Source organism: Shewanella sp. DC2-4 (assembly GCF_013248875.1).
Lineage (GTDB): Bacteria > Pseudomonadota > Gammaproteobacteria > Enterobacterales > Shewanellaceae > Shewanella > Shewanella oncorhynchi.
Genome location: NZ_JABRVR010000002.1, coordinates 4,350,026 through 4,368,595, shown reverse-complemented (window position 1 = coordinate 4,368,595; position 18,570 = coordinate 4,350,026). Strand labels below are relative to the sequence as shown.

Genomic DNA, 18,570 nt, shown 5'->3' with positions numbered 1-18,570 from the left:
AATCAGTGAATAGAATGTCGAACATAAAAAAACAGCACAAAACAATAGACCCCATTAAGGAGCAGGCGTGAAACTGATTTATACCGATTCATTGGTGGTAGGAGCTGGGCTCGCGGGCTTAAGGGTCGCTATCGCTTCGAAAGAGCGTGGGCTTGACACTTTAGTTTTGTCACTCATTCCTGCAAAACGTTCCCACTCTGCTGCCGCTCAAGGAGGGATGCAGGCGAGTTTAGGCAATGCCGTTAAGGGAATGGGCGATGATGAGGATGTGCATTTTCAAGATACGGTAAAAGGTTCCGACTGGGGCTGCGATCAAGATGTCGCACGGATGTTTGCCCATTGTGCACCTAAGGCAGTACGTGAGCTGGCCAATTGGGGCGTGCCTTGGTCTCGGGTGACTGCTGGCCCGAGGGAAGTGATAGTCAATGCGCAAAAAGTCACGCTACATGAGGCCCAAGAAGCCCATGGTCTTATCAACGCCCGTGATTTTGGCGGGACTAAAAAATGGCGCACTTGTTATACCGCCGATGGTACAGGTCATTCGCTGTTATACGCTATGGATAACAAAGCGATTTCCATGGATATTCCCGTCCATGAACGTATCGAAGCCTTGGCACTTATTCACGATGGTAAGCGTTGCCATGGCGTGATTGCTCGTTGTTTGATTACGGGTGAACTTAGAGCCTATGTGGCTAAGTCCACTACGATAGCCACTGGTGGTTATGGCCGAATTTATGAAGTGTCGACCAATGCGATTATCTGCGAAGGCATTGGCCAAGCGTTGGTATTGGAAACGGGCGTGGCAAGGCTTGGCAATATGGAGGCGGTACAATTCCATCCCACTGCCATTGTTCCCGTAGGCATTTTAACAACGGAAGGGTGCCGTGGTGATGGCGGCTTATTGCGCGATAAAGACGGTTATCGCTTTATGCCTGACTATGAACCCGATAAAAAGGAGTTGGCATCGCGGGATGTCGTATCGCGTCGCATGACTGAACATATACGTAAAGGTAAGGGCGTCGATAGCCCTTATGGCCCGCATTTGTGGCTAGATATTACCCTTTTAGGTCGCAAGCATATTGAAACGAATCTTAGGGAAGTACAGGAAATTTGTGAGAATTTCCTTGGGATCGATCCCGCTAAAGATTGGATCCCTGTACGCCCAACTCAGCATTATTCTATGGGGGGTATTCGGACTAATGCCACAGGTGAAAGTCCGCAGCTTAAAGGCTTATTTAGCGTAGGTGAGGCGGCTTGTTGGGATATGCACGGCTTTAACCGTTTAGGCGGTAATTCGTTGGCCGAAACCGTGGTTGGCGGCATGATTATTGGTAAATATGTCGCCGATTTTTGTGAGAACAATAGCCTTGAGATCGACACTCAGCTTGCTGAACGGTTTATGCAGCAGGTGCAGAGTGAAATCGATGTGCTGGTCGAGGGTGATGGTCACGAAAGCGCCTTTGAACTCAAGCGCGAAATGCAGCGCATCATGATGGATTATGTGGGGATTTTCCGTAATGGCCCCGAGCTTGAAAAAGCGGTTGCCGAGCTAAAAGTGTTGCTCGAGCGTTCGCGTAAACTCGGACTTAAGTGTAAAAAGCGTCACGCCAATCCTGAGTTAGTTGAAGCCCTGCGGGTCAAGCGTATGCTAAAAGTGGCGCTAACCGTAGCCTGCGGCGCCGCAGCGCGAACAGAGAGTCGTGGTGCCCATGCTCGCGAGGATTATCCACAGCGAAATGATCGAGACTGGCTGAATCGCACCTTGGCCAGCTGGCCGGATCCCGATGCACTCGAACCTGTGCTTAACTACGAAGCACTCGATGTGATGAAGATGGAACTCCCGCCGGGTTATCGTGGTTATGGCATCAACAACGCCATAGTGCATCCCGATACCGAAAAGCGTGAACAGCAAATCGCCGAGATTTTAGCTGAGCTAGGTGATGATGCTGACCGCTATCAAAGGCAGCGGGCTCTTATGCCCTTTGAATTACCCGAGAGCTTGCAACCTAATAACGAACGTTTAAGTGATACTTTAAAAAGTCCATCTGCCAATGCGTTAGGAGAAAAATCATAATGAGCCAAGGTCGTCAGTTAACCTTTAATATCTTTCGTTATGATCCGCAGGAGCCAAACGATAAGCCGAAAATGGTGCGTTATCAGCTTACCGAAACGCCGGGGATGACGGTATTTATCGCCCTTAATAAACTCAGGGAAGAACAAGACACTTCATTGCAGTTCGACTTTGTCTGTCGTGCAGGTATCTGTGGTAGCTGCGCTATGGTGATCAACGGTTTCCCGACGCTAGCTTGCCGCACCTTAACGGCCAAATATCCTAAGGGCGAAATCACCTTAATGCCGCTGCCAGGTTTTGAGTTGATTGGTGATCTCTCGGTTAACACTGGTAAGTTTATGCGGGAACTGGCCGAACGCTTAAAGCTGTGGTTACACCCTAAGGCCAATGATATAAGCGTGCATCGGCTTGAAGATCCTATGGATCCAGATGAAGCTGCGCGTTTGTATGAGCTAGAGCGCTGCGTTGAATGTGGTGTATGTGTTTCCGCCTGTGCGACGAAACAAATGCGTGAAACTTTTGTCGGCGCTGTGGGCATGATGAAAATAGCTCGTTTTGAGATGGACAGCCGTGACGCTCGTACTGCCGAGGATTTTTACCATGTGATTGGCAATCAGGATGGCGTATTTGGTTGTATGACTTTACTCGGCTGCCAAGACAACTGTCCTAAGGATTTGCCACACATGCAGCAAATCGCGTATTTACGCCGCAAGATGGCCATGACTTTGATTCGATAAGTGATAAATGATGAAAAGCGCCAATGTGTTTGGCGCTTTTTTGTTGATTAGCAGGCGTAGCTTTTGTGAATGTCAGCTCGATTGATTATGTCTGCGGTTTGAGCGACGAATGCTTGAAAGTGCGTACTCGCCATATGTTCATCCAGTGCGGCTTGGGATTGCCAAATTTCGTACATCCAGAAGATATTTTCATCATCTAATGAGTGATGCAGTTTGTATTCGATGCAGCCTGCCTCGGTATGAGTGTCTGTCACGAGTTGCTTGAGTATCTTAAATAGCGTATCGCTTTGGCCTTGATTCGCTATGATTTGGGCAAATACTGTTATTTTCATTGGTTAAAACCTTCTAAAACAATTTTACCGATCGCTTTGCCAGACTCTATCTGAGCGTGAGCTTTGATTAAATTTTGGGCATTAATGGTGCCGTAGTGCTCACCGAACGTACTCTGTAACTCGCCTGTATCGATAAGGGCGCTTAAGCGGTTGAGTAAGTGGTGTTGCGCAATCATATCCTCGGTCTGATAAAGGCTGCGGGTAAACATCAGTTCCCAGTGTAAGGATAAGCTTTTACGCTTAAGTTTCATCACATCTAATGGCCCCTTAGGATCATCGATTAATGCTAGTTTTCCTTGTGGCTTAAGCACTTGTACTATTTCATCAAAATGTTGATCGGTTTGGGTTAAGCTAATCACATGGGTCACATCAGTAATGCCAATATTCGCAAGTTCCTGTGAAAGTGGCTTGGTGTGGTCGATGACAGCATCGGCACCAAGTTTGTGCACCCAAGCGGCGGATTCTGGACGAGATGCAGTGCCTATCACTTCTGCACCTGTGAGTTTTACTGCAAGCTGAGTGATGATTGAACCCACACCGCCGGCCGCACCGATAATTAAAATACGGGCGTCAGTTGCCGAACCATCTTGGGGTAAAGCTAAACGGTCGAATAAAATCTCCCATGCCGTAATCCCCGTTAAAGGTAATGCCGCGGCTTGGGTATAGGTTAAACTTTTAGGTTTATGGCCGACAATTCGCTCATCAACCAATTGATATTCTGCATAACTTCCGCTGCGACTGATATCGCCCGCATACCACACTTCATCGCCAACGTTGAAAAGACTGACTTTCTCACCAACGGCTTTGACGACACCGACCGCATCCCAGCCGATAATTTTGTATTCGCCTGCAGGTGCAGAGCTAGATGCACGGATTTTTGTATCAACCGGATTGACAGAAATGGCTTTGATTTCCACTAAAAGGTCAAAACCTGTCGCAGTTGGCTCGGCTAGCGTGATGTTTTCTAATGCATTGGGCGCTGTGATTGCACTTGCTGTCTGGTAACCAATGGCTTTCATGTTTATTCCTCTGGGTGTACTTGCTGGAGTCTACTTGTTTGAGTGTACTTGTATCGTGTAGCCATTGTGTGGAATATTAGCCAAGAGATAAACAGGATAAAGTTTGTAATTTTTTCAAAGGATTTTTGATAATCATGCTAATTAATGATTTAGCTTTGTTCGTGCGAGTCGCTGATTGCGGCAATATATCTGCCGCAGCAGCCGAGATGGATATCTCGGCTGCTTCTGCCAGTGCAGCAATAAAACGGCTTGAGAAACAGCTCGATACTAGTTTATTTATCCGCACGACACGCAGCTTACGTTTGACTGTGCAAGGTGAACGTTATCTTATTCATTGCCGACGTGCGCTAAGCGATTTAGCGCTTGGCGAACAAGCTATCGCCAGTGATAAAGGTAAAATATCTGGTACCTTAAGCCTTTCGGTTTCTTCAGACTTTGGCCGTAATCTGTTTGTGCCTTGGCTCGACGAGTTTTTGCTCGATTTTCCTCAACTACAAGTGCGCTTGCACCTTGGCGACAATATCAGCAGTTTTTACCACGATAAAATTGATGTCGCCGTGCGCTATGGAAAACCGCAGGATTCTAACCAAGTGGCTTTCCCTATCTGCAGTGTTGATCGTGTTTTGTGCGCCTCACCTGAATATCTCGCCAAGTTTGGTGCGCTTGATTCATTAGAACAATTAGTTGAGCATAATTGCTTGTTTTATAAGTTGGATGATCGCACCCACGATCAATGGCTATTTAGGCGTGATGGTCAAGAATTCAAAGTGCGTGTCACGGGCAATCGTAGTGCTAATGATGCCGAGATTGCCCGCCGTTGGGCTGTGGCTGGCAAAGGGTTGGTATTTAAGTCGAGTCTAGATCTGGCCGATGACTTAATCTCAGGGCGATTAGTACGTTTGTTGCCTGAGTATCAGGGGGAGCCAGTCGATTTATACTTAGTGTGCCCAGGACGCGAGCATGTCACTCCCGTGGTGTTACTGCTTCGCGAAATGTTACGCCAACGTTGTAAAGAGCTGCAAATGCAGTTGGCGGCTCGTCATATTCTCCCACAATACCCTTAAGCAATTGCATTATGGTGGTATATGTAAATAAGCGCACTGCATGTTGTTATTTATTTATAAATAAAGTTTTCTAAATTGTTTTGCTAGATAGGCTGGGTTGTTGCTCATTGTGTTTTTTATGTTTAATTTTGCTGGATTTTTCTGATCTAACTCATATTTATTTTAATTTAATATGAGTTAGCTCTTGTGTGAGTTGTAAATATTTTTTTTTCGTGCGTATGATGCAATAAATGTATCTTTTTATATCTTCAGCTGTGATGTCGCAGTGGAGATTATTTATAGCATGACGTATTGACGAGCAATGTTAACTAAATTAGCCATAAAAAAATATCCAAAAATACCAAAGCGTTTTCTTTTCGCTGTGGGTGAGTGGCTGATATTTGGAATATTATGGGTGAGATTACCTGTGAATATTGCCGCGTTGTCTGATTCTTGTGTTATTAAAAATAATTATTTATCAATGGCTTCAGTGTTGGCGTTTCACTGTGAATCTGTTAGCCATCAGTCAATAGTAATAGTTGGTGAATATAGCGCTCCCCTTTGGACTGGGTTTGCCCAAACGGATTTTGAAAGCATATTTTTGGGAGCGTCTTTTTTCATTTTTTTTGGTTTTATTTATTTCGTCTTAACCATATTTATACGTAGTTATATTACTAATATAGAAAACTATTATTCAGTTTTACTTAATTGGATGAAATCAATTCAAGCAAGTACATCCTAGCGTTAAATAGAGCGCATGCTCACTATCAAGATTTTTCATTAAAAATATAAATCAAGGTTTTATTATGCAACCAACGAATAATCAATATTATTCGTCGATTTCTCGTCGACGAAATAAATGGTCTGTGTTTTTCTGCGTGCAGGTGATGCTGGCCAGTTTCTCCTTTGTCGGCCAAGCATTGGCCGTCAATGAATTTGAGCTAGCAACGGATGCACAAGCAGCAAAATGGTCTGGCTACGTTAATGTGGGTTTTACGCGAAACATTTATGACTCGGAAAGTTATTACGCCTATCAAGCCTACAACATCGATAGCCGTATCGATTACAAGGCAAATTGGGGCAATGTGCTGTTTACCCTTGGGGGTGAAAAGCAAACATTACATGGCAAAGAGTCCAGTTTTTATGATCCTTTGCTGGAGTACCGCACGCCACTGTATGCCTTAACCGATACCGTCTCATTGAAAGGCAGTTTAGGTGTGTATTTACCCGCAGAACGTGAATCAAAACTAGATAGGTTGCGATATGCGCCGCGCATTGCCGCGTACTTATTTTGGAGCCCGCTAGATAACCTAAGTTTTTATTTTTCACCGCGCTATCGCTACAACGCTTACCAATACAAAACCGCTGGTGAACGCGTGTTAGTTGAACAGCAACTCGATGGATTACTCGATGCTTATTGGCAAATAACGGCCAATTGGTATTTGGATATGAGTGGTCGTTATCGGATTTCCAAAAACTATTACGGTCGTCGACTCGATGATCAATTTACCTTTGCCCAAGAACTCGGTTGGTCGTTTAAGCCTGATTGGGTGTTGGCTGTTGGTCACAACAATAGTGGTCGTTTCTATAACCCAGAAGTGGGGACATCTCAGGGATTTGAGATTTATGACAAAAAGAGTTCAACCTTTTATTTGTCAATTACTAAATATCTATAAAAAACAGTAGTTAAGAGGAATCTATGAAGAAGTCCATGCTATGTCTGGCGATCACCAGTGCACTGACCCTTGTGGGGTGTGGTGCCGGCGATGAGCCTTATAAAGAACTCCCGAAAGATGAAAAGCAAGTCACCACTGCCGACATCGATAAAGCAACTGAGCGGCAATATCTCTACATTCGCAGCGTGGGTAAGGCTCCGCGTTATGCTGCCGAGGTGCGAGGTTTTACCCAAGGTGATCCTAAGTTGGTGACCTTGCATAAAACAGAGAATGGTATCCAAGTACGTCAAATTGACCGAGATAATATCGGACTAGGTCATGACAGTCGTTATCCTAATGAGTATAACCAAGCGCCAGTGTTAACCATTCCTGGCGAATATATCGACTTTAAATGTACCGAAGATAAATGGCGTGAGTGCGTTAACGTTGAGCAAGTTAATACAGATGCTAATTTAACATGGCAGGATAAGCGCTATTTTGTCCCTGATTTTGCCAAAGCCAAAATTGCCGAGTTGAGCATTAATGACATTTTCACCTTTGGAGAATGCGTTACTGAAACAGAAGCCCCGCGTCTAGTGAATACTCAAGGCCAAAAAGGCTATGAGATGGATTTAGCTAAGGGCGTGGTTAACTTTGAAATTGAGCATACTTATCAAGCTTCACCAAGTTGCTTTAACCAATTTTACGGTGGCAACCTCGACAACCTATCCTTTACGACCACTGAGTTTATTTCGATTGTGGCGGTGGATCAATTAGCCAGTAAAGACTATCAAGCGATTCCCTATGCTGAAAATGAAAAGGGAGCATTTGGTTTCTTTACCTCCTCACATACCTATCGTGATGCGACTGACTCAGAGGGCGTTGACGGGTATGTGCGAACTTACTTAAATCGCTTCAATCCGGCCAAATCGGAACTGACTTATTACCTGAGTAATAATTTCTACGATGCGAAAAATAAACCCTTTTTGGATGCTGCCATTGAGTCTGTTACGGCAATTAACATTCAAAACAAGTTGTATAAAACTGGTTTTCCACAGATAAAGCTTGAGCAAGCAAACGATAAACGCCATGGCGATCTACGTTATAGCAACATCACTTTATTCGATGAGCCGCTAGATAATGGCTTGGCGGGTTATGGTCCATCAGCGGCAAACCCGCTAACAGGTGAAATTGTTAGTGCGCGAGTTAATCAATACAGCTCGAATCTAAAACAAGGCGCAGTACGTTACTATCGCCAAGTGCGTTTAGATTATAACAGAGGTAAATTGGACGCGAATTCAGTGACGTCGTTAACGGGTGAGCCATATGTCTCTCGTTTGGACAAGCCAGATGTCAGCCTAGACACCGCGCCAGTTGAGGCGGCTGCATTTGAGCAACCCACTCAGCAACTTATCGCTGCACCCAAATCGATGTTATTAACTCCCAAGGATAATAGTTTCGATGCCTTAGCGGATTTTGATAAAAAAACACAAGCGTTTTGGTCTGAAAACTCAATGATGCATGTGGATACCGTGTTTGCTACGGGTGGTAGTGATCGTGAATTACCTCGCGGCATCAAAGGTCATGAAATTGACTGGAAAAAAGCTGAAATGTGGGTTGATGGCAAAGTGGGCGGTAAGTTAGCGGCATTTGAAGATCTGCCCATAAGTTTACAAGACTCCTTAACGACAGCCCTAGCCGCGCAAGCATTTGCTGGCACCTTAACCCATGAGTTAGGACATACCTTTGGCTTAAGGCATAACTTTGCTGGGAGTCGCGACCACGACAATACCTTTAACCAAGCGCAACTGACGGAGTTAAAAGTCGCCTTTAGCGATGCGGGTTACCCAGAAATTACCGTTAATGCCGAGTTTTCCAGCCAAATGGATTACAACGTGAATCGGTTTGCGACCACGTTTGAACCCTATGACTTAGCCGCGTTACGTTTTGGTTATGCCCGTGAAGTAGAAACGAAGGCCAACGAATTTGTGTCGCTCAAAGCGGAAGATGTCAAACGCCGTGACGAACTCGCCAAAGGGGTTGTTAATGGAGATACTCGATTTGGTGTGCTCTATAACATTGAGCAAAACAATAGCCTACGTCAGTATTCTTACTGCACTGATGAACATGTGTCCCTTAACAGCAACTGTAATCGTGGTGATGCAGGTAAAAACTTAGATGATATTAATCAGTTCTATATCGAGAAGTATTTTGATAGCTACGAGACCATGAACTTACGCCATAATCGTCAATCTTTATTTGAAGATCATAGCCTAAGTTACGCCATTAATCGTAAAGCTCAGTTTGATGAAATACGTCAATTCATTGAAGATGTGAGCTTTTTAGAGCAATTATTTGGTCTATCTGAAAACTTTTTCGCTGGTGAATGCGAACGATTGGCGGCGGCAGGTAGCGAGGCTTGGTATTGCGCGAATCAGCGGGCGATGAATCAGTCGGCAGATTTCTTCCTTAAGCTGGTGGGAGAAAATGATGCGACCCTCGATGTGACATACAAGCAAGCCGATGGCAGCGTGGCCTTAAGACAGCAGTATAATTTTGGCAAAGTGCTTGAACAATATCGTTTTAAAAGCGGCGATATGAAGGCGAAGTTTGAGCCAGGTGAGGTGATAAGTCAGTTCTCTGATTCTCCTGAAGCCTTGAAAGAGCTGATCATTAAATCGCAAATTAATCCTAAATTTCAGGATTTATTAACGGCGGATGTCAGCTTTTCGGGTCGCTTACTCAACGGTATTAAAACGCCTGCATCCTCACCTAACCATCCCTATGTGAATGAGCGCGACGTCTTGGGGGTGTGGCCAGATAAATTGTTAGCCGTGAGAGCCTTAGTATCACGTACCACCCCACGTAGTACATCGAGTCTTGGTTATAAAGCATTGGTTGATTTACCTAATGTGGGTCCGGTGTTCAAAGATATGTTGTGTAAGATGACCATGGGCGAAGGCCCAGGGCTAACTCGTGGTAATGCACCCCTCTTTACCGAAAGCTGTGGTGTGAGTGGTAAGCTCGATAGCTATTTGCCTTATTACACTGATTTTGCGCAACAAAGTATTGAGCCATTACCTAATTACGACCGTTCGGTATCACGTTACTTCCAATTCGATACTGTTAACGGGCAGCCAAAAGGTAAGAGTAATTTACTGCAGATGATATTACGTCAAGTGGTGCTTGCATCCGTGGACAGTGACTATCAAGGCGAGCAAAAAGCCAGGCTATGGCGTGAATACGTTGGTATTCGTTTAGCTGGCCCAGCATTGGCGACTCAAGCAGAAGTGACGGTAAATGGCCGAGTGTACGCGGCAACCGCAGAAAACACCTTAGCACTTGCGCTGATCAACCGAATTAAAGAGATGGAAACCTTTAAGACGCAAGCCGGGGAGGCCACGCTTGCCATCAAGTTAAACAATGGCACAGTAGGGGAGATCATTGATAGCCAGCTAAGTCGAGATCAGTTAGTGCTCAGTTACTTACCTGTACTTGATTAAGTCACTTGAATCAAGATTAGCCGCACTCGCGGCTTTTTTTTATACATAAACAAAAGGCCGCTCAGTGAGCGGCCTTATTATTCATGCAATCTTGTATGGCTTAAGACTTAGTGCGTTTCATGGCGGTAAAGAACTCTTCGTTAGTCTTGGTCATCGCCAATTTATCGATTAAGAATTCCATTGCGCTGACTTCATCCATAGGATTGAGGATCTTACGCAGGATCCACATTTTTTGCAGTTCTTCTTGAGTCGTGAGTTTTTCTTCACGACGCGTACCGCTGCGGTTGAAGTCAATGGCTGGGAACACGCGCTTTTCTGCCGCTTTACGTGACAAATGTAGCTCTTGGTTACCTGTACCTTTAAATTCTTCGTAGATCACTTCGTCCATCTTAGAACCCGTATCAACCAAGGCTGTGGCGATAATGGTCAAGCTGCCGCCGTGTTCGATGTTACGTGCCGCACCGAAGAAGCGTTTTGGACGGTGCAGGGCGTTAGCATCCACACCACCCGTTAACACTTTGCCCGATGATGGGATAACAGTGTTATAGGCACGGGCTAAACGGGTAATCGAATCGAGTAAGATCACGACGTCTTTCTTGTGCTCAACCAAACGTTTTGCTTTTTCAATCACCATTTCGGCAACTTGAACGTGGCGGCTGGCTGGCTCATCGAAGGTTGATGCGATAACTTCGCCTTTAACGAGGCGCTGCATCTCTGTTACTTCTTCTGGGCGTTCGTCGATCAGCAATACCATCAACACCACTTCTGGGTTGTTGTAGCTGATGCTTTGAGCAATACCTTGAAGTAATAGCGTTTTACCTGCTTTTGGTGGTGCAACGATCAAACCACGTTGACCTTTACCAATTGGTGAGCATAAATCCAGAATACGCGCGGTAATATCTTCAGTTGAGCCGTTGCCGCGCTCCATACGCATACGTTCTTCTGCGTGGAGTGGGGTTAAGTTTTCAAAGAGGATTTTATTACGGGAGTTTTCTGGTTTATCGAAGTTAACTTCGTTGACTTTCAATAGGGCAAAATAACGCTCGCCTTCTTTTGGTGGGCGAATTTTACCAAAAATGGTATCACCCGTTCGCATGTTGAAGCGGCGAATTTGGCTTGGTGAGACATAGATGTCATCTGGACCAGCTAAATAAGAACCGTCTGAGCTGCGTAAGAAGCCGAAACCGTCTTGGAGTATTTCTAATACCCCACCACCGAAAATGTCTTCTCCACTTTTTGCGTGGGCTTTAAGGATTGAGAAAATAATGTCCTGCTTGCGAGCGCGGGCCATATTTTCGAGCTTCATATTTTCAGCTAGTAAGACTAGGTCAGAAATCGGCGTGTCTTTTAATTCAGTTAAGTTCATTTTGGGGGTCTTGTGTTACGCGACAAAGCTTACCGCGATCAATCAGTAAGGATGTAATTCAGGATAGTGATTGACGAGCGAGAAGAGGTTATTAGAAAGAATCTGGTTATTAAAGTAGCACTAACAAAGCGGGGCGTCCAGAAATTTAGGGAAATTCCGGCACAATTAATTTATAGCTTGTGCCGGAGGTCACTCATTACGACGTCAAATTAGATTTGAGCGTCGATAAACTCTTTCAATTGCGTTTTTGAGAGTGCGCCAACTTTAGTCGCGGCTAATTCGCCGTTCTTGAATAGCAGTAAAGTTGGGATGCCACGAACGCCATATTTCGCTGGAGAAACATTGTTTTGGTCAACGTTTAATTTAGCGATAGTCAAGCGACCTGCATATTCTTCAGACACATCGTCTAAAATTGGAGCGATCATTTTACAAGGACCACACCACTCGGCCCAGAAGTCTACCAATACTGGCAAATCAGACTTTAATACGTCGTTTTCGAAGCTGTCGTCACTCAGGTATATAATTTTATCGCTCATGATGTTCTCCAGTTTGGGTGCCATTGCTGGTTTGTTAATGGCTTACCATGTATATTGGGGCTGAAAAATAGCTTTTCAAGTTACCTTTTTACAATGTGGCTATTTCAAACGATCGAGTATCTTATTGCAACCTCAACAGGTAAGCTTGCGCTATGAGCGAAACACATCTATCTACCCAAAGGTTTGCCGACCTACCTCTACATCCTGAGGTTAAACAGGCCCTTGCCGAGAACGGCTTCGAATTTTGTACGCCGATTCAGGCGTTATCACTGCCTGTATTACTCCAATCAAAAGATATCGCAGGCCAAGCACAAACGGGCACTGGTAAGACAATGGCCTTTTTGGTCGCCACGTTTAATCATTTATTATCGACTCCCATACCTGAAGGTCGACTGATTAATCAGCCCCGCGCCATCATTATGGCCCCGACTCGCGAACTGGCGATTCAGATTGCCAAAGATGCGATTTTACTCGCCAAGCACACACACTTAAAGGTGGGTATTGTTTATGGCGGTGAAAGTTACGATGTGCAGCGTAAAGTATTAGATCAAGGTGTTGATATCTTGATTGGTACAACGGGTCGAATTATCGACTACGTTCGCCAAGGTATTATTGGCTTGAATTCAATTCAGGCTGTGGTACTTGATGAAGCCGATCGTATGTTTGATCTTGGTTTTATTAAAGATATTCGCTTCTTATTTAGACGTATGCCTGAGGCAAATCAACGTCTTAATATGTTATTTTCGGCAACCTTGTCCATGAAAGTACAAGAGCTGGCTTATGATCATATGAATGAGCCCGTTAAAGTTGAAATCGCCCCCGAAGAAAAAACCTCCAAAAACATCAAAGAAGAAATCTTCTATCCTTCCCAAGAAGAGAAGATGCGTTTGCTGTTGACCTTGATTGAAGAAGATTGGCCAGAAAAAGCCATTGTTTTCTCCAACACTAAGCACAGTTGTGAAACGCTTTGGTCTTGGCTTGAAGGTGACGGACATCGTGTGGGTTTATTAACGGGTGATGTGCCACAGAAAAAGCGTATTCGTATCCTTGAGCAATTTACCAGTGGCCAACTAGATATATTGGTTGCTACTGATGTTGCGGCTCGTGGTTTACATATTTCTGACGTTTCACACGTGTATAACTATGATTTACCTGATGATTGCGAAGACTATGTTCACCGAATCGGTCGTACGGGTCGTGCGGGTAATAAAGGCATGTCGATAAGCTTTGCCTGTGAAGAGTACGCATTGAACTTGCCTGCAATCGAAAGCTACATCAATCATTCGATTCCAGTAAGTAACTACGACAGTGAAGCTTTACTGGCCGATATTCCTACACCAGCGAAGATCCACCGTAAACACCCTAGCGGCACTCGAAACTTGCGTGATCGTTCAGGGGCAAGCCGCCCAGGTGCTCAACGCAGTGGTGCTCGCCCTCCTCGTCATGATAGGACACGTAGACATTCGTAAATGCCAACACCCGCTTATGCCGCTATAACATTAGGCTCAAATAGTTTTAATATGCTGATCGCCAAAACGCGTGGTGGTCAGCCGCATATTATTGCGAAATATAAACGCAAGGTGAGGCTCGCCGAAGGCATAGGCAACGATGGCAAATTAAGCCCCGATGTCATGCAGCGCGGCCTCGACTGTTTGAGTATGTTTGCCCAGATGTTGGTGCAACATAAGATTGAAGCAAACCATGTTGCTGTGATTGCAACTGCAACTCTTCGCAGTATTAGCAATGCTGATGAGTTTAATCAGCGTGCATTGCCACTCTTAGGTCATCCGATCGAAATTATCTCTGGTATGCGTGAAGCAGAGCTCATCTATCAAGGTATGGTGGCGACCACTTGTGGTCAAGGCCGTCGCTTGGTTATTGATATCGGTGGGGCGAGTACAGAGTTTATCATCGGCGATGGGCATCAAGTGTTGTTCAAAACCAGTTTGCCCTTTGGTAGTGTGACTTATAATCGCCAATTTTTCAGCAGTTTGCCGCTGCAGCAGTTAGATTTTGATGATGCTAAGCAGCAAGTGCTAACCGCATTAGCTGAGCATAGACAAACCCTACGTGATCTTGGTTGGCATTGTGTCGTTGGTGCCTCCGGGGCTGTACAGTCCGTGGTAGAAGTGCTACTTCACCGAGGGTTATCTGAAACTATCACACTCGATGTGCTTACTCAGTTGAAGGCTGAGATCCTCGCCCAAGAAGATATTAGCTTAATGGGGATTGCTGGACTTTGCAGTGAGCGAGCACCGACTTTTGCTGCGGGTGTCGCTATTTTATTGGCTTTGTTTGAGTTGCTGGGGATCGAGCATTTAGCCTTATCTGGCGGTGCATTACGTGAAGGTGTTTTAGTGATGTTAGCTCAGCGGATTATTGACGAAGTCAGCTAATATTTTATTGAAACATGATAAAAACCAAAGGCCGCGATGCGGCCTTTATTGTTTGTACTGTGGCGATTATTTCAATAAATCGGCGAGATCTTTTTCTAAGGAAACCGTTGGACGCTCTACGATGCGGCCAACTTCTTTACCTTGCTGCAGTACAATAAAGGTTGGAATGCGGGTAAAGTCGTATTTTGCGGCTAAGCCTTCGGGATCTTTTTTCGTGCGGTCGACACCAATATAGGTCACTTTAATATTGGGATTAGCGACTTTTTCCATAATACGGATAAAGCGCGGGGTTTCCCGGTGACAATCTGGGCACCAAGTACCAATGATCACTACAATTTCTGTAGGTTCAGTGATGCTTTTAAGCGGGGTGATTGCAGTGGTATCGACTTGATAGGTTTTATACCCTTCGGCAAACTCATTGAGATCCGTGACTAAATGTTGTGCTTCTATTATGCCAGTTAAAATCACTTCTTGTTTCTCCTCACTGCAGGTCGCAATTAAACCCTGTTGTTGTTCTTCAAATCCACAGCCACCATTGGCTAGTACCTGACAACTAAAAAATAAGGCAGTAGTGGCTAGGAATGCCTTAACGTTATTGTGCATGATGCGCCCTCGAAATCGAAGAGAAAGAATGAAATTCGATTCAAACATTATTCTGGATGCGATTAAAGCGATTAATTGATTTGCTGCAAGCAAGATCACGCATTGCTAATATCTATCAGCTTAACGATCACAGAATTGCTTAGTTTGTGGAGTTAAGGCATTGAAAAAGTTCATCCCCGAATCGTGATTCGGGGACAGAACACATTGAGAGGATAAGGTAAATTACTTGATTACTGAGCCAGAATTTTTTCTAAAATAGGCTTATTAGCTTCTGGGAAGTCGTAATTGGTTAAGTCGGTTTTAGTGACCCAAGCGATAAGCTGACCTTCAAGGCCTTGAGCTGTGCCGTTAAATTCTGTGACTGAATGGATATCGAGTAGCACTTGTTTATCGGGATAGTCGAAACTCAACGCCATAAATGGCTGACTATCAGTGACATTGAGCGCGACTTCCTCTTTGAGTTCACGGATCAATGCCTGAGTGACAGTTTCGCCTGTCTCAACTTTACCACCAGGAAATTCCCATTTCCCACCTTGATGTAAATGATCTGGGCGTTTTGCCAACAGAATTTCACCGGCCGAGTTAGTAATAATGCCGACGGCAACATGGATGCGTTTAGTCATAATATTTATCGATTAATGAGTGGGTAAAAGTAAGTGCATTAAAGGCTTGAGCTGAGTTATTCGTGTGTAAACCCAAAATTACTCTTTAAAAAAATCGCCTTCATCGAGATCAAATTCATCAAATGCTTCTGGATCAAATTCGGCTTTGACTGGGATGACGTGTTTTTCTGACGCCCAATCACCGAGGTCGATCAACTTACAGCGCTCGCTGCAAAAAGGTTTAAATGCAGATTGTGGCACCCACTCGACAGGGGCTTTGCAAATAGGGCAGTTAACGGTCAATGGCATAATTGTTCTCTTGGTTAACGGCGATAAAGCGGCCGCCAATACGAATGTCTTTCAGGCCATTAGTGTAAAGGCTTCATGCACAGGTAGCCAGTAAGAAATCAATTGAACGGTCGGAGTGGCGTTGTTGTTCAAACTGCACAAAATGGATAGCGAAACGGTTTTTATGGCCGCTAATCGTAGGATAACACCCGTGGGAAGCATCGACTTTAACCCTTACCAAAGCAAGTGCTTGGGCACTGTCACCTTGATAAAAGCCAGCATGGGCAACGGCATTGTCGTAATGGGCTGTACTGCGGGTGAGTTGGAGTAATAGTGTGATGGGGGTGAGCAAAGGTTCGAAATGCGCTATCCAAGAGCGATAATCGTGCTGTTTTTCTTCCCAAGGTTTAGATAGCCAATAATGCAGTTGCGGTAGGTCGAAGTTACAGCAAGCACCTGGCATGCCGAAGCGTTGTCGTAGCGCGGAAATAAATTTGTCTTGTTTTAATTGGCTGCCGAAGCGTTCAGGCTTTTGTAACGGTTCGCGGGCTTGGGTGAGGGCGTTGATATAGATATTGATTTGCTGGTGGTCGACGTGATCTAATTCTTGCCATTTGTTCAGTTGCAGCAAGTGCCGCTCAATATCTTTTAATACTTCATTGCGATAATCGCAGCGTTCGGACAATTCACAGAGGGAAAACAGCGGATAAAAACATCTATGTTGGTGGTCATTGCTTAGGTTACTTTGCAGCTGTTTATCGAGGTATTCGAGCCGCAAGTAGCTGCGAATTTTCTCGTTTAGGGGCTGTTCGTAAACTAATTCAGTCATGGGCGTTATGAGTACCAGATAGTTGTAAATAGTGTTGGTGCAATGCTAGCACCTCTCGTTTTAAGGCTGATATCTCTCCTTGATTATCAATAATGTCGTCGGCTCGGGCGAGTTTTTCGCTGCGGCTCAATTGGCTGTTAATGATGTTATTTACTTGAGATACATCAACATTGTCCCTTTTCACGGTGCGGCTGATTTGTAACTCAGGCGAAATATCCACCACTAAAGTCCGATTGACTAACCTATCTAACCCGTTCTCAAATAGCAAGGGCACGACCATAATTACATAGGCCGAGGTTGCTTTTTCTACCTGTGCTAGCATTTCTTGGCGGATCATCGGGTGCAATAGCTGGTTTAACCATTCACGTTCTTCAGGGTGGCTAAATATCCGTTGCCGCAGTTTGGCGCGATCGAGTTCACCTTCTGGCGTTAACATCTCAATGCCAAAATGGCTAACGATGGCCTCAAGCCCTTTTGAACCCTGAGCGACAACGTCGCGGGCAACGATATCGGCGTCGACTAAGGTAATGCCTTCTGCGGCGAATAAATTGGCAACAGTCGTTTTACCGCTACCTATGCCGCCAGTAAGGCCAACGATAAACTTTGACATAACATACTCCGGATAACTCAGTGCCTAGTTTGCTAGCTTTTACAGTGTTGATAGGTACCAATCAACAATCTGTTGTCCAAATAGCAAGGCTATCCAGCCTGCGGCAGCAATATAAGGCCCAAATGGGATGGGATGACCTTGCTTGAGGCGTTTACTGACAATCATAGTGATGCCGACGACTGCTCCGACTAAGGACGAAAGTAAAATGACCAGCGGCAGCATTTGCCAGCCGAGCCAAGCACCAAAAACGGCGAGCAGTTTAAAGTCCCCATAGCCCATGCCTTCCTTGCCTGTGAGGATTTTAAATAGCCAAAAAATGGACCACAAGCTTAAATAGCCTGCTGCCGCACCGATAATGGCATCGGTTGGGCTCGCAAAGGTATGATTTAGATTGATGATCAAGCCGAGCCAAAGTAACGGTAACGTCATTTGGTCAGGCAGCAGCATCTCATCAAGATCGATACCAGTAAGGGCGACAAGTATAAATGTCAGTATGCTCGCAAAGACAAATTGCCAGCTTGGACCAAAGTGCCACGCTAAAGTCGCGATAAGTAGCCCTGTGACGAATTCAATTATTGGGTAGCGGGCGGAAATGGGGGCGTGACAAGCAGCGCATTTTCCCTTGAGCATTAACCAGCCGAATACAGGTAAATTATGCCAAGGTTTAATCGCCGTTTTGCACTTAGGGCAAGCAGAGCCCGGCACCACGAGATTATATTTTTCGGGGAAGCTATCTATAGGTGTATTGAGTTTATCAATACCGATTTTTGTGACTATCTCAGCGTGGTATTCCTGCAAATACTGATTACATTCTTGCTGCCATTCCCGTTTCATCATCACAGGAAATCTGTGGATCACTACGTTTAAAAAACTGCCTATGGTGGCGGCAAAAATAAAGCTTAGCGTAATAAAGAGCCAAGGACTCTGATCAAAAGAGTGGCCCAAAAGAGAGATAAATTCTGACATTTAGTTTTCTTATT

At 44.9% G+C, this 18,570-nt stretch carries 18 protein-coding genes; 8 read left to right on the top strand and 10 right to left on the bottom strand.

Annotated features, from left to right (window positions below):
• Positions 1 to 67: 67 nt before the first annotated feature.
• Positions 68 to 2,074 (top strand): fumarate reductase flavoprotein subunit, encoded by a 2,007-nt coding sequence (locus tag HQQ92_RS19785; RefSeq protein ID WP_173247894.1) that lies wholly within the window; start codon positions 68 to 70, stop codon positions 2,072 to 2,074.
• Positions 2,074 to 2,808 (top strand): fumarate reductase iron-sulfur subunit, encoded by a 735-nt coding sequence (locus HQQ92_RS19780; protein WP_105250423.1) that lies wholly within the window; start codon positions 2,074 to 2,076, stop codon positions 2,806 to 2,808. The genes HQQ92_RS19785 and HQQ92_RS19780 overlap by 1 nt, the downstream gene beginning before the upstream one ends.
• 47 nt (positions 2,809 to 2,855) lie before the next feature.
• Here the strand turns inward: HQQ92_RS19780 and HQQ92_RS19775 are convergent, their stop codons facing one another.
• On the bottom strand, positions 2,856 to 3,140 hold the full coding sequence (locus tag HQQ92_RS19775; RefSeq protein WP_168825853.1) for a putative quinol monooxygenase: 285 nt from the start codon (positions 3,138 to 3,140) through the stop codon (positions 2,856 to 2,858).
• Complete coding sequence (locus HQQ92_RS19770) at positions 3,137 to 4,159, bottom strand: zinc-binding alcohol dehydrogenase family protein (protein ID WP_173247891.1); 1,023 nt, start codon at positions 4,157 to 4,159, stop codon at positions 3,137 to 3,139. The genes HQQ92_RS19775 and HQQ92_RS19770 overlap by 4 nt, the downstream gene beginning before the upstream one ends.
• A gap of 134 nt (positions 4,160 to 4,293) precedes the next feature.
• Here HQQ92_RS19770 and HQQ92_RS19765 point away from each other — a divergent pair, with 134 nt between their 5' ends.
• From HQQ92_RS19765 to HQQ92_RS19750, 4 genes are all read left to right on the top strand, one after another.
• Positions 4,294 to 5,223, top strand: a complete 930-nt coding sequence (locus HQQ92_RS19765) for a LysR family transcriptional regulator (RefSeq protein WP_173247888.1) — start codon at positions 4,294 to 4,296, stop codon at positions 5,221 to 5,223.
• Positions 5,224 to 5,524: 301 nt separating this feature from the next.
• On the top strand, positions 5,525 to 5,944 hold the full coding sequence (locus HQQ92_RS19760) for a hypothetical protein (protein ID WP_173247885.1): 420 nt from the start codon (positions 5,525 to 5,527) through the stop codon (positions 5,942 to 5,944).
• Between the two features lie 64 nt (positions 5,945 to 6,008).
• Positions 6,009 to 6,878, top strand: a complete 870-nt coding sequence (locus HQQ92_RS19755; RefSeq protein WP_173247881.1) for a hypothetical protein — start codon at positions 6,009 to 6,011, stop codon at positions 6,876 to 6,878.
• Positions 6,879 to 6,901: 23 nt separating this feature from the next.
• The gene (locus tag HQQ92_RS19750) at positions 6,902 to 10,360 is read left to right on the top strand and encodes a zinc-dependent metalloprotease (protein ID WP_173247877.1); all 3,459 of its coding nucleotides are present in this window, start codon (positions 6,902 to 6,904) and stop codon (positions 10,358 to 10,360) included.
• 100 nt (positions 10,361 to 10,460) lie between these two features.
• Here HQQ92_RS19750 and rho read toward each other — a convergent pair whose 3' ends face one another.
• Both rho and trxA read right to left on the bottom strand, forming a co-directional pair.
• Positions 10,461 to 11,726 carry a transcription termination factor Rho gene (gene rho / locus HQQ92_RS19745; protein WP_105250416.1) on the bottom strand — a complete coding sequence of 422 codons (1,266 nt, stop codon included), beginning with the start codon at positions 11,724 to 11,726 and terminating at the stop codon, positions 10,461 to 10,463.
• A gap of 209 nt (positions 11,727 to 11,935) precedes the next feature.
• On the bottom strand, positions 11,936 to 12,262 hold the full coding sequence (gene trxA / locus HQQ92_RS19740; protein WP_105250415.1) for a thioredoxin TrxA: 327 nt from the start codon (positions 12,260 to 12,262) through the stop codon (positions 11,936 to 11,938).
• 152 nt (positions 12,263 to 12,414) lie between these two features.
• Here trxA and rhlB point away from each other — a divergent pair, with 152 nt between their 5' ends.
• Both rhlB and HQQ92_RS19730 read left to right on the top strand, forming a co-directional pair.
• On the top strand, positions 12,415 to 13,731 hold the full coding sequence (rhlB, locus tag HQQ92_RS19735) for an ATP-dependent RNA helicase RhlB (RefSeq protein WP_063884693.1): 1,317 nt from the start codon (positions 12,415 to 12,417) through the stop codon (positions 13,729 to 13,731).
• Positions 13,732 to 14,658 carry an exopolyphosphatase gene (locus HQQ92_RS19730; protein WP_173247874.1) on the top strand — a complete coding sequence of 309 codons (927 nt, stop codon included), beginning with the start codon at positions 13,732 to 13,734 and terminating at the stop codon, positions 14,656 to 14,658.
• 66 nt (positions 14,659 to 14,724) lie between these two features.
• Here HQQ92_RS19730 and HQQ92_RS19725 read toward each other — a convergent pair whose 3' ends face one another.
• The 6 genes from HQQ92_RS19725 to HQQ92_RS19700 all read right to left on the bottom strand — a co-directional run bounded on the left by HQQ92_RS19725 (position 14,725) and on the right by HQQ92_RS19700 (position 18,556).
• Positions 14,725 to 15,261, bottom strand: a complete 537-nt coding sequence (locus HQQ92_RS19725) for a thioredoxin family protein (RefSeq protein WP_173247871.1) — start codon at positions 15,259 to 15,261, stop codon at positions 14,725 to 14,727.
• Between the two features lie 230 nt (positions 15,262 to 15,491).
• Positions 15,492 to 15,884, bottom strand: coding sequence for an 8-oxo-dGTP diphosphatase MutT (mutT, locus tag HQQ92_RS19720; RefSeq protein ID WP_131523409.1), 393 nt, complete (start codon positions 15,882 to 15,884; stop codon positions 15,492 to 15,494).
• A gap of 78 nt (positions 15,885 to 15,962) precedes the next feature.
• A complete protein-coding gene (yacG, locus tag HQQ92_RS19715) occupies positions 15,963 to 16,172 on the bottom strand; it encodes a DNA gyrase inhibitor YacG (RefSeq protein ID WP_006083355.1) in 210 nt (69 codons plus the stop codon).
• Between the two features lie 73 nt (positions 16,173 to 16,245).
• Entirely contained in the window at positions 16,246 to 16,980 is a 735-nt protein-coding gene (gene zapD, locus HQQ92_RS19710; protein ID WP_173247868.1) for a cell division protein ZapD, read from the bottom strand.
• Entirely contained in the window at positions 16,973 to 17,590 is a 618-nt protein-coding gene (gene coaE / locus HQQ92_RS19705) for a dephospho-CoA kinase (protein WP_173247865.1), read from the bottom strand. Before coaE ends, zapD begins: the two co-directional genes overlap by 8 nt.
• Positions 17,591 to 17,629: 39 nt before the next feature.
• Positions 17,630 to 18,556 carry an A24 family peptidase gene (locus HQQ92_RS19700; RefSeq protein WP_173247862.1) on the bottom strand — a complete coding sequence of 309 codons (927 nt, stop codon included), beginning with the start codon at positions 18,554 to 18,556 and terminating at the stop codon, positions 17,630 to 17,632.
• Between the last annotated feature and the right edge of the window lie 14 nt (positions 18,557 to 18,570).